Annotated in this window: 15 protein-coding genes and 1 riboswitch; of the genes, 6 read left to right on the top strand and 9 right to left on the bottom strand. The window is 46.0% G+C overall.

The annotated features are described in order from the left end of the window. Positions 1-54: 54 nt before the first annotated feature. Positions 55-705, bottom strand: coding sequence for a riboflavin synthase (gene ribE / locus RBB45_RS03330; protein WP_009795514.1), 651 nt, complete (start codon positions 703-705; stop codon positions 55-57). Continuing rightward, a complete protein-coding gene (gene ribD / locus RBB45_RS03325; RefSeq protein ID WP_224951991.1) occupies positions 686-1,801 on the bottom strand; it encodes a bifunctional diaminohydroxyphosphoribosylaminopyrimidine deaminase/5-amino-6-(5-phosphoribosylamino)uracil reductase RibD in 1,116 nt (371 codons plus the stop codon). Before ribD ends, ribE begins: the two co-directional genes overlap by 20 nt. 139 nt (positions 1,802-1,940) lie before the next feature. Next, positions 1,941-2,087: riboswitch (FMN riboswitch) on the bottom strand. Positions 2,088-2,251: 164 nt separating this feature from the next. Between ribD and RBB45_RS03320 the strand changes: the two genes are divergently transcribed. Then, positions 2,252-3,088 (top strand): EcsC family protein, encoded by an 837-nt coding sequence (locus RBB45_RS03320; RefSeq protein ID WP_009795512.1) that lies wholly within the window; start codon positions 2,252-2,254, stop codon positions 3,086-3,088. A 3-nt stretch (positions 3,089-3,091) separates the two neighbouring features. Here the strand turns inward: RBB45_RS03320 and RBB45_RS03315 are convergent, their stop codons facing one another. The 5 genes from RBB45_RS03315 to RBB45_RS03295 form a co-directional block, all read right to left on the bottom strand. Next, positions 3,092-3,667, bottom strand: coding sequence for a TlpA disulfide reductase family protein (locus tag RBB45_RS03315; protein ID WP_306009095.1), 576 nt, complete (start codon positions 3,665-3,667; stop codon positions 3,092-3,094). A gap of 174 nt (positions 3,668-3,841) precedes the next feature. Beyond that, positions 3,842-4,168: a four-helix bundle copper-binding protein gene (locus RBB45_RS03310; RefSeq protein WP_306009094.1), complete on the bottom strand. Its 327-nt coding sequence runs from the start codon at positions 4,166-4,168 to the stop codon at positions 3,842-3,844. Positions 4,169-4,255: 87 nt separating this feature from the next. Further along, positions 4,256-5,032 carry a hypothetical protein gene (locus RBB45_RS03305; RefSeq protein ID WP_306009093.1) on the bottom strand — a complete coding sequence of 259 codons (777 nt, stop codon included), beginning with the start codon at positions 5,030-5,032 and terminating at the stop codon, positions 4,256-4,258. A 519-nt stretch (positions 5,033-5,551) separates the two neighbouring features. Beyond that, a complete protein-coding gene (locus tag RBB45_RS03300; RefSeq protein WP_009795507.1) occupies positions 5,552-6,403 on the bottom strand; it encodes a patatin-like phospholipase family protein in 852 nt (283 codons plus the stop codon). Between the two features lie 149 nt (positions 6,404-6,552). After that, positions 6,553-6,852 (bottom strand): DUF4870 domain-containing protein, encoded by a 300-nt coding sequence (locus RBB45_RS03295; protein ID WP_050767316.1) that lies wholly within the window; start codon positions 6,850-6,852, stop codon positions 6,553-6,555. A gap of 262 nt (positions 6,853-7,114) precedes the next feature. Between RBB45_RS03295 and RBB45_RS03290 the strand changes: the two genes are divergently transcribed. The 4 genes from RBB45_RS03290 to RBB45_RS03275 all read left to right on the top strand — a co-directional run bounded on the left by RBB45_RS03290 (position 7,115) and on the right by RBB45_RS03275 (position 10,535). After that, positions 7,115-7,897, top strand: coding sequence for an undecaprenyl-diphosphate phosphatase (locus RBB45_RS03290; RefSeq protein WP_094767238.1), 783 nt, complete (start codon positions 7,115-7,117; stop codon positions 7,895-7,897). Positions 7,898-7,912: 15 nt separating this feature from the next. Next, positions 7,913-8,500 (top strand): undecaprenyl phosphate transporter UptA, encoded by a 588-nt coding sequence (gene uptA, locus RBB45_RS03285; RefSeq protein ID WP_101549732.1) that lies wholly within the window; start codon positions 7,913-7,915, stop codon positions 8,498-8,500. Between the two features lie 23 nt (positions 8,501-8,523). Beyond that, positions 8,524-9,645, top strand: coding sequence for an amidohydrolase (locus tag RBB45_RS03280; RefSeq protein ID WP_306009092.1), 1,122 nt, complete (start codon positions 8,524-8,526; stop codon positions 9,643-9,645). Positions 9,646-9,971: 326 nt separating this feature from the next. Further along, positions 9,972-10,535: a GNAT family N-acetyltransferase gene (locus RBB45_RS03275; protein ID WP_009795501.1), complete on the top strand. Its 564-nt coding sequence runs from the start codon at positions 9,972-9,974 to the stop codon at positions 10,533-10,535. Positions 10,536-10,604: 69 nt separating this feature from the next. Here the strand turns inward: RBB45_RS03275 and RBB45_RS03270 are convergent, their stop codons facing one another. Further along, positions 10,605-11,393 (bottom strand): hypothetical protein, encoded by a 789-nt coding sequence (locus tag RBB45_RS03270; RefSeq protein ID WP_022544073.1) that lies wholly within the window; start codon positions 11,391-11,393, stop codon positions 10,605-10,607. A 147-nt stretch (positions 11,394-11,540) separates the two neighbouring features. Further along, positions 11,541-11,696 carry a YflJ family protein gene (locus tag RBB45_RS03265; protein ID WP_022544074.1) on the bottom strand — a complete coding sequence of 52 codons (156 nt, stop codon included), beginning with the start codon at positions 11,694-11,696 and terminating at the stop codon, positions 11,541-11,543. Positions 11,697-12,610: 914 nt separating this feature from the next. Here RBB45_RS03265 and RBB45_RS03260 point away from each other — a divergent pair. Continuing rightward, complete coding sequence (locus RBB45_RS03260) at positions 12,611-13,720, top strand: mechanosensitive ion channel family protein (RefSeq protein WP_129611940.1); 1,110 nt, start codon at positions 12,611-12,613, stop codon at positions 13,718-13,720. Positions 13,721-13,729: the final 9 nt, after the last annotated feature.

Here is a 13,729-nt window from a genome sequence, read left to right as displayed (position 1 = left end):
ATTCCTGGGTGAAAGACATGCCTTCTTTTATTGCTTAAGCTAGTTATCACGCTGTCACAAAAAGCCGTTTTCCCTCAGAAGCGCCTCTGAAACAGTTTTCTTTTCCGGCTTGGCGGCAGCCTTATTCATAAAGCTGTAAATATATTTCCCAAGCATATCAAACTCAAGATTCACAGTTTCCCCTGCTTCCTTCCCTCCCAGGATCGTATGACCTGCGGTATGGGGAATAAGCGAGACTGTCAGGGAAGAAGCTCCCGCTTCAAAAATGGTCAGCGAAACACCATCTACAGCTATGGAACCTTTGTCCACTGGCAAATGGGACCATTCCTCCGGCACTTCGATTTCATAATAGATGGCATTTTCTTCATGCCTTTTTCTAATGATCCTGCCTCTGGCATCTATATGCCCTGATACCAAATGCCCCCCAAATCGGCCGCCAGCTTTCATGGCTCTTTCAAGATTTACAGGGCTATTGCGCTTCAATTCGGCAAGGCTGGTAGAATGGTATGTTTCAGGCATAACATCAGCGCTGAATTTTCTCTCGGTAAAATCAGTGATTGTCAGGCAAACGCCATTTACGGCAATGCTGTCGCCAATCCCCGCATCTTCAAGTATCCTGCCGGCGGATATGCTGAGCTTTAAAGTTTTACCCTGGTGGACAATCTGTTCAACCCTGCCGACTTCCTCAATTAATCCTGTGAACATGATGGCCCTCCTCCGGCTGCGGCACCGCAATAATTTTCAGGTCCGGACCGATGCGTTCGGCCGATTTAAATGCCAAAGGAGTGGATTGATCCATTGAAGAGATCCCTTCTCCCCCGATGAATGGGACAGCTTTTCTTCCCCCTATGATTTTGGGGGCTGCATACAGAATGATCTGCTGAAATAACCCTTCCTTAATGAAAGAAGCATGGATTTCAGAACCGCCTTCAACAAAGACAGAAAGAATCTGCCTTTTTCCTAATTCCTCAAGCACCTTGCCTGCTGGCACCTCTTCCTCAGGAAAATGTACAAGCTCCGTGCCCAGAGCTTTGATTTGCTCCGCCTTGCTGTTGTCATAATTGCTGCCGGTAAAAATGATGACCGGCGCTTTTTGATCATGCAGGATAGCTGCATCATCGGGGATCCTTAATGTGGAATCCAGTATTACTCTAATAGGGTTTTTTCCGCCTCGGGGCAGTCTGGCGGTAAGCTGGGGGTTGTCATGGATGACTGTGTTTACGCCCGTCAATATTGCGTCATGTTCATGTCTTAACCGGTGTACATCTTCCCTGGATTCTGGAGAGGTAATCCATTGGCTGTCACCAGTGTTCGCTGCTGTTTTGCCGTCGAATGATGCGGCGGCCTTTATCGTTACATATGGCCTGCTGGTCCTCATGAAATGAAAGAATGCGCTATTTATTTCTTCCGCTTCTTCCCGCCTGATTCCAACTTCCACTTCTATCCCTGCTGCTTCAAGCTTGGCAATCCCGCGGCCGGCGACAATCGGGTTGGGATCTATTGAGGCAATGACCACCCTCTTGATCCCCGATTCGATGATCAGGTCTGCACAGGGAGGAGTCTTTCCATGATGGCTGCATGGTTCGAGTGTTACGTAGATCTCTGCTCCCCTGGCAAGTCCATCCGCCATCCGGATGGCATGGACTTCAGCATGCTGGGTACCAGCCTTTAAATGAGCCCCCATCCCTGCAATCTGCCCATCTTTTACCACAACGGCGCCGACACATGGATTGGGACTGGTCTGCCCGATTGTTTTCCTGGCCAGGGACAGGGCCAGATCCATATAATCTTCATCTGTCATATGTACACCCTCTTTTCCTATCGTTCAATTTTTTCTCTCCAGAAAAAACAGCAGGCCCCGTACAGAATTAGTACGGGGCCAAATTAGACATGACGAAATAAGCGTTCAAAACACAATGTTAAAAACGCGGTTCATACATCCATTCCTTCTCCCATCCAGACTATAACTGTCGGCTTTGGAATTTCACCAAATCCACCGTCTTCACTAAGCGTAAAGCCGGGTCACGGACTAAGAGGCATGCCTCATCACCGCCGGTTGGGACTTTCACCCGCCCCCGAAGGAATATTATATTTATAATATTAAAGGCATCTTATCATGAATTATCTCTTACGACAATTCAGAGAACTTATGAGCCGCTAAAATTAATTAAAATAGTGCTTTTGCACCTGAAACCTTTGGATGGGGACAAACGTATTATGACTATTACAATCAGAAAGGAATATTACAACAATGCAGGAGACCAAACAAGAGCTGCAGTCTGAGTTGCAGAAATGCCAGGAATGGGAAGCTGATCAAAGCGGCCTATGGTTTTGGGAAAAAATCGGCAGGCTCCCATTTAAGGTGCTGGACAAGCTGACCCCGGCAATCATTCAAAAAAAGATGGGTGTTATGCTTGATGAGCTCGGCAGCTATATACAGACGGGCGGCAGCTATTTAAGCACCTCTAATTCCATTAAATCTTATTATCCGGGGCGGAATGTAAATACTCTTGAAGATACTGCTGTACTTTCAATCAAGGAGATGGACGGAGCAGCAGAAAAGCTGACAGGCTCCAGGAAGAAGCTTGCAGCCATTCAGGGGGCAGGGACAGGGTTTGGAGGATTGTTTACTTTAAGCCTTGATATTCCAGTTCTTCTCGGGATGCAGCTGAAGACCCTTCAGGATATTGCCATCTGCTATGGCTATGATCCGAAAAGCAAGAAAGAACGACTGTTCATCGTCAAGGCGCTGCAGTTTGTATCTGCTGACATCGTTGGCAAGCAGGCGATTCTCAGGCAGCTTTCCGATATCGATTCGCCGGAAGAGGATGTACAGCGGGAAATCGCATCAGAGATCCAGGGATGGCGTGAAGTTGTCTTTGCTTATCGTGATCAGTTTGGCTGGAAGAAGCTTTTTCAGATGGTGCCGATTGCAGGGCTTGTCTTCGGTGCATTCATCAACCGCTCAGCAGTCGGGGATATCGGGGAAGCCGGCATGATGCTTTACAGAAAGAGGAAGATCAAGGAACGCCTGCAGGCAGCATCATCTGATATTTTGCCGACAGATACAGAAGAAAGGCTTCCATGAACATCATGGAAGCCTTTTGCTTTCTTTCTCTATAAAATCCTTATCCACGGCGCCCATAACCCTGCTTCTGATAATTCCGTCAGAATCTATAAAAAAACTGGTCGGATAAGCCATAATCTCATACTCCCCCATGACCTGTCCCTTCACATCAAGCGGAATGGGAAAGGTAAGACCGTGGTCCTTTACAAAGTCCATTTCATCGCCTTTGTTCTTTTCAATAAATGTCATGTTGACAGCCAAGATTTCAAAATCCCCGATTGCTTTTTCTTCGTAAAGCTCCTGCATATCAGGCATTTCGGCCTTGCAGGGCGGGCACCAGCTTGCCCAAAAATTAAGAAAAACCCTCTTGCCTTTATAATCACTGAGGCTCACTGTTTTTCCCTCTATATCAGTCAGAGTAAAGTCCGGTGCTTTATTGCCCGGTTCAATCCCCACCGCTATTTCCTCCGGATTCTCCAGCCTTTCATATTTTTCAGCCGGCAGCACCTTGTTTACGACCCCTTTATCTTTTAAGACCGTCTTATCAATAACGAATAAAGCCAGCAAAATGATCCCTGCAACAAGAAGAAACTTTTTCATTCTACACCTCGGGCTATTATTAGCATTCTTATATGTCCTTAGCAGGCCTAAGCTGCATAGGCTTGAATATTCGTGCTAGAACACCATTTTAATATGCTATGTGATCTAAGTAAACAGGCGGCAATAAAAAAACCGGCACGCCGGCCGGATTGTGTTTGTCTATTTCGTGTCCCTTCAAGCAGCAAGCTTTCTGCATTCTTCTGCACAAATATAGCATTTTTCTGCAGAGTTCATGCAATGAGCTTGTTCAAACTGCTTGCATTGTTCTGCACATTGATCAACTATCCTTGAACAGAGCAGAGTATATTTTTTTATAAAATCGCTATCTGACTCAAGCGCCTTGATTGTCAGCGCGCAAATATCGGCACTGTCTCTGTACAGCCTGATTGCCTCAGACTTTTTCCCGGCATCTGCTTCTTTCAGGGTTTTCTTAAAGGAAACCTCGCATGCTTCCAGGCAATCCAGACACGCTTTGATGCAATTTTCATAGCTGTTATCCATCACTTTATCCTCCGCTCTTTTGCATTATACGATCTTAGTGATAGATTCCCATATATAAGCACTTCAAAACCTGACTGCTTGCGATCATCATCCGTCAGCAAACAGCTTAGCGATTGCTGCCAATGCCAAAATCCTCTCTTTCGGTCCGGCATTGTCATTAAATGCCATAACCTCCATATTAGGATTTTGAAATTTCTCAGCCCAGCTTACAGGCATCAGACCCTTTTTGTAGCTCATCAATTCTTTCCCGCCATCCCATCCAATCCTGCAATCCAGGAAAAACTTTTCCCTTCGAACGGAAAGCGTCTTCTGGCGGAATCGTATGACAGCCGATCCTCCTGGTTTATGAATAAATTGCATCGTCCCAATATAGCGGCGGTCAGCCCTGAAAATATCCACTTTATTCTTCCTCGACAGAAAAAGGATCATCAGGTTGCCTGATCGATTGTATAATCCGTATTCCCGCTGAAATGACCTGGAAAGAAAAGAGGGGCAAAGTTTCCCTAGTAAGGTCACGTACGAATCTCTCAGTTCTCCAGCGAGCTGGCCGTCAGGGGTAAATAAGAGCATTCTTAAAGAAGCAGAAGGAAGATGGGAAACCAGCAGATGATTTTCTTCCAATAGCTTCCCGTGATATTGGCAGCTGTCCAGCCTGTCCACCGCTCTTGACCTTGCCTGATGGAGCACACTCATCTGATAGCAGCCAAAGCTGTACAAAAGAAAAGGCACAGCTGCCAGCACCAGCTCCCTGCCCGGCAGCATAACCAGGCAGGCCGGAAGGATGAAAAATAGAGGCACTAGTGCTGCCAGGCTGCTGTTAAGAGATAGATCTGCTAATCGGCTGTAATGCTTTTGGATATTCATCAGCAAGTCTCCCGTGAAGAATTTGGTTGCGGTTCTGCTTTAAATTTTTGTTTCTCTTTAATTCTATTAATGGCGGGGGGAAATCATGCCAGGGAATGGGTAGGTATATAAAGGCATGTGGGGTCTGCGAGCCATGGAGAGCACTAGGACAACTATTTTGAGAAACAATAAAAATAGTAGTTCCTGCAAATCCTTCTGGAACCACTTTCTTGCCAAATATCAATTATAGTGGTCCCAGCAAACCTCTCTGGAACCACTATCTTGCCGAATATCAGTTATAGTGGTCCCAGCAAACCTCTCTGGCACCACTATTTCGCGAAAAATCTTTAATAACGGTTCCAACGAAACACCCTGCACCTCTATTTTAAAGAAAGATAGTTTAATAATATATTTTGCTTCTCCGGTTCCAATGCTGCAGGACGCTTACCCTCTCAAGACAAAAATCCCTGCCCAAAGCGGGCAGGGATCTGCTATAAACTGGTCTACAACTGGTATAGGTGCCTGTCACCAACATAAATGTCACCCAATAAAAGACTGAATCCGCCCAAATTGCTTCTTGGCATCGCTGTAGCCCTGGTTGTAGAGGTGTTCGAGCTTGGCTGGGTTTCTTTCCATCCTTCCCACTTCGAGCGGCTCTGATGGCTGGATGACAAGGGTGGTGCCCTTCTGTTCTTCCTCTGCCAGGTAGCCGAGTGTCTGGTTGTACTGCCGGTAGCGGTTTTCCATGGCCTTTTGGAGGCCTGTATAGGCTGGATATTTTCTTCTGACAAGGAAATGGAACTTTGAAGGTTTTTTCTGATAGCCTTTATTTCTTGTGAGTATGACTATATTTTTTTGGAATCCGTCCTGCTGGGCTTTTTTCAGCGGAATCGGGTCGCTGATTCCCCCATCCAGCAGCTTTCTGCTGTTGTAGTCTATCTCCGGAGCAATGAAAGGCAGTGAACTCGAAGCTTTCAGCACCTGCAGCACATCCTGCCCGTAGCCTTCCCTGTTAAAATAAACAGGTTCTCCTGTATGGCAGTCGGTTGTGCCAATGACGAACTCCGACTGGCTGTTATGGAACTTATCATAATCATAGGGGACAAGCTTGTTCGGGACCTCATCAAAAATGAAATCCATTCCAAAGAATTGCCGGTTCCTGAAATAATTGCGCCATGATATATAGCGGGGATCACTGACAAGATCCACATTGACGGTTTTATTCCGTCCTTTCTGCCCTGAGATATAGGAAGCAGCATTGCAGGCTCCCGCTGAAACTCCTATTATGTAGGGAAAATACAGATCCTGCTCCATAAAGTATTCCAGCACGCCTGCCGTATAGACGCCCCTCATCCCGCCGCCTTCGAGCACCAGGCCGGTTTCATTGAGCATGACAAAGACTCCTCTCTTTTTTTTGCCTATTATTGCTTGATAATGGATATATTCTAACAAAAAAAATCCGCATTTGTCACAGGCTCCGCCTGACTGCGGCACAAAAAAAGCTGCTGATCCCATTAAAAGGAATCAGCAGCTATGCTGTCTTATTTTATCAGACGAAAAACCAGCGGTATTCTGTATTCATTGCCTTCATAGGCTTTTACTGCCGCCACAATGGTAAAGACCAGGGCCAGAGCGCCGACGATCCAGATGGTGATGAAGCCGATAAGGACAATCATCAGGACGGTACTGATGATGCTGTACACACCATAAGAAATAAGAAAGTTAAAATACTCTTTTCCATGATAATTCACAAGCTCCGAGTCATCCTTCTTCAAAAGCCAGATGATCAGCGGCCCGAGAAAGGTCGTAAACAGGCTGGATATATAAATCAGGGATGCCATCAGCCTTTCATCACTGCTGGAGTTTTTTTGGTATTCCACTCATAATTCCTCCAATATTAAAAATGATTTCTTATAACTATTACTACGCCCCACATCTAAAAAGGTTTCATTCTTCCGCTTAAATTATTCTTTAACCGCATCTTTTTCTTTCCCTGTTCTTGTTTGGGACAACTTGAATACTAATTAGTGAGGGCATATATCGGCAAATACAACAATAAAGGAGCCTTCCTCAATACTCCAAAAAGATGTAAAGGGTGATCAGATGCTTTCTAAGATAGAAGCGCTAATTCTCGGCATGATCCAGGGCCTGACTGAATTTCTCCCGATTTCGAGTACCGGGCATTTATATCTCGGAAGGCACCTGTTCGGGCTTGATGAGGCTGGCCTGTTCCTTGATACCATGCTGCATGTCGGAACCTTGCTGGCAGTCCTTGTCGTTTACAAAGATGAGCTCCTCCAAATCGCCAGGAAACCTTTCGGGCGGCTTTCCCTGCTCCTTGCAGCCGGAACAGTTCCTGCCGTGATTGCAGGTCTCCTTCTCGGGGATCTTCTCGATTCATTGTCAAAGTCCGGCGTAACCATCGGGTGGGAATTTTTGCTTACCGGCTTTATCCTCTGGACTGCCGATGGAATAAAAAAAGGCAGGAAAAAGATGGACGATATCAGTATGGGGGATGCCATTTTCATTGGCACCTTCCAGGCAGCAGCCATCTTCCCCGCCCTCTCCCGCTCCGGATTGACGATTGCCGCAGGCCTCATCAGGAAACTGGATAGAGAAACGGCTGCCTATTTTTCTTTTCTTCTTTCCATTCCAGCGATAGCCGGAGGGATTGTGATGCAGGCAGGAGAAATGTATGCCGGCCATACCGAGGCCATCCCTTTTGGGAGCCTATTGATCGCCACACTCTCCTCAGCGCTGTTCGGCTATGCGGCTGTAGTCTGGATGATTTCATTTTTAAAAAGAAAATCCCTGAAGATTTTTGCTGTTTATGTATGGATTTTGGGCTTTGCTGTCCTCGCCCTTCAAATGACAGGTTTTTTTTAAGGGAGTGATGTATCAGTGAAGGAAGTGATCATTCAGTTATTTGAGTTCCTTTCAAGCCTCGGTTATCTGGGCATAGCCCTTGGATTGATGGCAGAAGTGATCCCCAGTGAAATTGTCCTGAGCTATGGAGGATACCTGGTTGCAAGCGGAGAGATCCATTTTGCAGGAGCTTTGCTCGCCGGGGTTGCCGGCGGCACCGCTGCCCAGCTTTTTCTTTATTGGCTCGGTTATTTTGGGGGCAGGCCCGTCCTTGAGAGATACGGCAAATTTCTGCTGATTAAAGGCAGTCATCTGGATGCTGCCGAGGACTGGTTTAACCGCTATGGAACCGGCGTCATCTTCACTGCCAGGTTCATACCTGTCGTACGGCATGCCATTTCCATACCGGCAGGAATAGCAAAGATGCCTCTCAGAACCTTTTTTCTGTATACTGTGGCGGCCATTATCCCCTGGACAGTGCTTTTTCTCCTGCTGGGAATGGAGCTTGGCGACCATTGGAATGAAGTAAAGGATTATGCAAAACCATATCTGGCACCGATCATCGTCACCGCTGCTGTCCTTCTTGCCGGATATATTGCTGTCAAGCAACGCAAAAAAGATTGATGCGTAAAAAAGGAGGCGTGATCATGCCAAGGATGCTGTTGAAAAATGCGCTTGTCTACCCGATTGTTTCAGCACCCTTCAGGGGTGACGTCCTTGTTTCAGATGGCAAGATAGAGAGGGCAAGCCCTTCAATTAAGGTGGATTCCGCCGTCAGGATCATTGACTGCGGCGGAAGGCATCTGCTCCCAGGCTTTATCGATGTGCATACACATATGGGACTTTATGATGAAGGGAACGGATGGGCCGGGAATGATGCCAATGAAACCATAGAGCCGCTCAGCCCGCATATCAGGGCCATGGATGGCGTATACCCGCTCGACCCTGCATTTTCTGATGCTGTGCGGCATGGTATCACGGCGGTCCATATCATGCCTGGCAGCGCCAATATCATCGGCGGAACCACTTCTGTCATCAAAACCGCCGGCAAAAATATTGAAAAGATGACGATCCAGAAAACGGCAGGCCTCAAAATCGCATTCGGGGAAAACCCCAAGCGGATTCACAGCCACGGCAATAAAGAGTCGATTACCAGGATGGGCATCATGGGAATGCTCCGGGAGGCTTTTTATGCCGCAAAAAACTCGGCATCACCGGAAGATCTCCGCACCGCACCGCTGCTGCTCGCCCTTAATCGTTCCATTCCTGTACGGATCCACGCACACAGGGCGGATGATATCATTTCTGCGGTAAGATTGGCAGATGAATTCAATCTGGATTTGAGGATTGAGCATTGCACAGAGGGTCACCTGGTAGCCGACGAGCTGTCTGGAAGGAGTTTAAAGGTGTCTGTGGGCCCGACATTGACCCGAAGATCGAAGGTAGAATTGAAAAATAAAACATGGAGGACATACAGCGAACTGACGAAAATGGGAATTGAAGTCTCGATAACGACAGACCATCCTTATACACCGATACAATATTTGAATGTCTGTGCTGCCATAGCCATGAGGGAAGGTCTTGCTGAACAGAAAGCACTCGAGGGAATCACGCTCATTCCGGCCAGGAACTTGAGAGCAGAAGACAGGCTCGGCTCAATTGAGCCTGGCAAGGATGCAGATTTGGCCCTTTGGAGCCTCCACCCTTTCCATTTTTTGTCCAAGCCGTCCTGGACGATGATTGACGGGGAATTCGTCTATTCTGAGTGATGGAATTTGTCAAAATCCGCTGCCGAATTTTGCTGTAAATTTTTCAAGAAATATTAACAATTTACCTATTTCTTTTTTTATTTTTTTTTAGTATGATACCTTAAGTGGCAAAGATTCTGCTGAATTTCTGCCTTTGAATAAACACATAATGGAATGCAATAGATATAGGGAAGGCAAATGGTGCGCCACCATCCAATCCAAGGATGGTTCTAGTGGGTTCGATTCCCACCCCGAAATTTTTTAGCAACATTACAAAAAATTTCGAGGGTGGGACCAGAGCTCTATTTGGCATGGAGCAGGACTACCTCGGGCTGGAGGGAACATACATGCTCAAGAAACGCGATCTTCAGGATTGCCATGCTTTGTACGAATTGATGACGCACCCGGAAGTCTTCCCTTTTGTGCGCCAAAAAGCCTATTCCTATGATGAATTTTTATTTATGACCAAGCAGACGATTGAAGCAGAGGAACGCGGTGAGCTTATTTCCCGCACTATCCTCGATGAATGGGGTGCTCCGATCGGGACCATCAATCTGTTCGATATTCAGGATCAGGCCGGGTTCCTCGGCACCTGGCTCGGCAAGCCCTATCATGGGAAAGGCTATAATAAGACAGCCAAGGATGCTTTTTTTGATGAGCTTTTTTATGAAGCCGGAATCGAAACGATCTTTATGAGGATCAGAAATGTCAATATCCGTTCTCAAAAAGCTGCTGAAAAGCTTCCGTATATTATCCAGGCCAATGAAACAAGGAAACATATATTTGAACAGCTGAACAAGCAGGAGCTTATCTACAATCTTTATGAAATCCCAAAGGACTTATATACACTTCATGTAATGCGGAGCGGAGTCCAGCCGGTTCAGGATGTCACCCAGCTAATGGAGGCTTAAGGGTGCACATACACGAGATTTAACCAAAAGCCAGTCATTCCCGACTGGCTTTTTTTCATATATAAAAACTCACCTTGCCTCCAGAAAAACTGCCCTCATAAATGCCTGTTCCAGCCTCTCCACAGGACAAACTGAGGCTAAGCCCTCCCTATCCCTCATCTTCATCAGAATTTTTGGAGGATATTCGAAACGGTTATCAGCATATCGGATGGCTGTTTCGGCTTGAATATGAATCGTTTGCTCTTGGCAGATTCTGTACTTCTGCCATCTCGCAGCCTGTTCAAGGAGTGAATGAAACCGGTTCAGCTCATAATCAGGTTTTTCAGGGTCGGATGCCGAGAAAGCCATGCAGATTCTTTTCCTTTTCATAACAGCCCTTTGCAGCTGCTGGCTTATAGCTTCAAAATCCCTGCCGGTAAAGCTCTTTAATGATTTAGGGAACATTATTAAGCTGATCTCATCCAATTCCCCTACCTGCAAGCCTGATGGAGGTGATCGAATCAGCTTAAGTTTATTGGGGGGGACTTCACTCAGGCCACTCCAGACTTCTTCGTCAATGCCGGTGTATGTAAAGCTGCCGATTTCCTTCTCGCATGCGGCGGCATAGAAGGCATCATATTCAATTGCACTTCCGCACTTAAAAGAGAACAGTTTCCATGGAGGCAAAATCCATTTGCTATCGAGAATCAGTCTGGACATCAAATAATATTCATGGAGCAGGACAGGATAGTGCCCGAGCAGATATATCTGCTGCCAGACTGTGTTCCCCCCGCTTACGGATTTCAGCGGGCAGTCAAAGCTGCTTTCCCCGATTTCCATCCAAATGGTGGCCAGCTTGTTTGCAATAAGAGATCTCACTATCCTCTGCCCCCTTTCTCCCTCATCATATGCTTCGCCGCTTTCCAACATGCCATTATGAAAAACGCATGCTCAGGTGCCGGGCATAGACTGCCGCACCGTTTGGCAAAACAAAGAGACTGCTTTCTATGCAGCCTCCCCATATGTTTATTTTCCCGGATTTTTCTTTAATTCTTCGATGTATAGCTTTCTGACAATATAGGTTTTGTATAATTCTATTTTCCTGCGGTCTATCGGATGTTTATTGATCCCCATTTCCTTCAGCTTCTGAATATACCAGCCTTTCGACCCCTGATATGCCACCCTTCATTCTCCTCTCCAAATCGCTTGTCCGTATACTATATGCTGAAAGAAGCAGCTGAAGACCTTCACGGCAAAAATTCAGCGGCTCAGCCAGCATCCTTATTCTTTAGAGCTTAAATCTGCGGGTTGAAAATGCATTTGCAAACCGAAAGCCAGGAACAGCCATGCTATATTCCAGACTCTGAAAAAAACGGTCTGTCCATTCCTGTACTTTCGCCTTTGATCTCCGCATAGGTATATATGGCAGACAGGCTTTTTCAAAATTGAGTGAAGAGACCCTCTTTTTTCCCCTTTTCAGGAGAGGTTTATTCAGCTAACAGGGCAGGAAAGGATAAAAAAACCAGGAAGTCTTATCCTCATTTGAGGGGCCAGCAAGCCTTAAAATAAGCGGAGAATTTCCGTTTTAACTGCTGAATCTGGCATGAGGGCATTAAATAAGCGGAAAATTTCCGGTTAAGTGCAGCAAAGTTGCCCATTTTTCTGTTTTTTAATCGATCGCCGGAATTTCTCCGACTATTGCAGCTGTTTTTAGAGTTTCTTTGAAATCAGGGGGAATTTCTCCGCTTATTTTTCAGCCTGTCCCCGATTCCCTCATTCAGGTCCTGTAAGGTCCGCTCTTTATGGCTGGTCGCGATTGTTCCTAAATAGATTTTCTTGAATGATCCAGAAATAGCGGTTTTTATACCTCACGTATAAAATTGACGTTGTATGACTTTAAATTCTGGCAAGCACCAGCAGCATTTCCCTTCCTGTAAATGTAATTTTTCCCCTCTTATAAGAATGGCAATAAAGCAACAATCAATGCGTAAAGAGCCTTATTAAAAGTTACGTCTTTCAACCTATTAAATTTTTCCGCAGTTAGTGGTAAAGTGTTCTAATGTTTATCACTGCTTAGTTTTACATCAAGGAGGAAAATGATGACTTACCTGTTAACCGATGATTTTTGGGCAAAGTTTGCCCTTTCTGCCGGAATCCTGATTTTATTTTTGCTGCTCCGAAAAGTGTTTACAAGATATATCTTCAAGCTGATTATTGATTATACTGATAAAAAAGGCATCACCACAGCCTCTTCCATCCTAAATTCGTTCCAAAAGCCTGTCAGATGGCTGTTTGTCGTTATCGGGCTTCAGCTGGCTTTGCAGTTTTTCCCATATGACCTGATCAGCGATACAGCAGAAAAAAAGCTGTTCCGGTCAGTTTTCGTTGTGCTTGCGGCCTGGGGCCTTTTCAATTTAAGCAGCATGACTACGGTGCTCTTCCCTAAACTGATGAGCAAACTCGACATTAATGTCGATAAGCTGGTCGTCCCTTTTGTTTCTAAGATGGCTAAGACTCTTGTCATTGTTCTTGGCGGAAGTATGATTGCTGAAGAATGGGGTTTCAATATCAACGGCTTCATTGCCGGGTTGGGTCTTGGAGGCCTGGCTTTTGCCCTGGCTGCGAAAGAAACTGTTTCCAACCTTTTTGGAGGGATAGTAATCGTAACCGAGAAGCCATTCACAATAGGCGATTGGATTAAGACTCCCAGCGTCGAGGGAACAGTAGAGGACATTACCTTTAGAAGCACGAAGATACGTACTTTTGCCCAGGCTCTTGTGACGGTTCCCAATTCGACCCTTGCCAACGAGCCGATCATTAACTGGTCTAAAATGGGAAAAAGGCAGATTGCCTTTCATCTGGGAGTTACGTATTCCACTTCAAGAGAAAAGCTCCAGGCAATCGCAAGGCGGATTGAGCTGATGCTCATTGAGCATGAGGAAATCCATAACGATACAATCATAGTTCGCTTTGACCGCTTCAATGATTCCAGCCTTGATCTTTACCTGTACTTTTTCACGAATGTGACGTCTTTTGCAGATTATCTTTCCATCAAAGAAGACATTAATTTCAGGATCTTGCTAATCCTGGAAGAGGAAGGAGTCAGCATGGCTTTCCCTACACGGACTCTGGTGGTCCAATCAGAGGGGGTACAGTCCGGAAGCGGAATTATTCAGGAAGAGAAGGCATTGCTGCGTTCATCATAAATTCTTTCA

Source organism: Bacillus sp. MMSF_3328, from assembly GCF_030733525.1.
Taxonomy (GTDB): Bacteria; Bacillota; Bacilli; order Bacillales; family Cytobacillaceae; genus Bacillus_AB; species Bacillus_AB infantis.
The sequence above is the reverse complement of the archived record's forward strand: the minus strand, read 5'-3'. Positions and strand labels throughout refer to the sequence as shown.

Coding starts and splice junctions, on each gene's coding strand:
- ribE (WP_009795514.1), bottom strand. CDS start 705: ATGTTCACAGGATTAATTGAGGAAGTCGGCAGGGTTGAACAGATTGTC.
- RBB45_RS03310 (WP_306009094.1), bottom strand. CDS start 4,168: ATGGATAACAGCTATGAAAATTGCATCAAAGCGTGTCTGGATTGCCTG.
- RBB45_RS03290 (WP_094767238.1), top strand. CDS start 7,115: ATGCTTTCTAAGATAGAAGCGCTAATTCTCGGCATGATCCAGGGCCTG.
- RBB45_RS03280 (WP_306009092.1), top strand. CDS start 8,524: ATGCCAAGGATGCTGTTGAAAAATGCGCTTGTCTACCCGATTGTTTCA.
- RBB45_RS03305 (WP_306009093.1), bottom strand. CDS start 5,032: ATGAATATCCAAAAGCATTACAGCCGATTAGCAGATCTATCTCTTAAC.
- RBB45_RS03315 (WP_306009095.1), bottom strand. CDS start 3,667: ATGAAAAAGTTTCTTCTTGTTGCAGGGATCATTTTGCTGGCTTTATTC.
- RBB45_RS03320 (WP_009795512.1), top strand. CDS start 2,252: ATGCAGGAGACCAAACAAGAGCTGCAGTCTGAGTTGCAGAAATGCCAG.
- RBB45_RS03275 (WP_009795501.1), top strand. CDS start 9,972: ATGCTCAAGAAACGCGATCTTCAGGATTGCCATGCTTTGTACGAATTG.
- ribD (WP_224951991.1), bottom strand. CDS start 1,801: ATGACAGATGAAGATTATATGGATCTGGCCCTGTCCCTGGCCAGGAAA.
- RBB45_RS03300 (WP_009795507.1), bottom strand. CDS start 6,403: ATGCTCAATGAAACCGGCCTGGTGCTCGAAGGCGGCGGGATGAGGGGC.
- RBB45_RS03295 (WP_050767316.1), bottom strand. CDS start 6,852: ATGGCATCCCTGATTTATATATCCAGCCTGTTTACGACCTTTCTCGGG.
- RBB45_RS03260 (WP_129611940.1), top strand. CDS start 12,611: ATGATGACTTACCTGTTAACCGATGATTTTTGGGCAAAGTTTGCCCTT.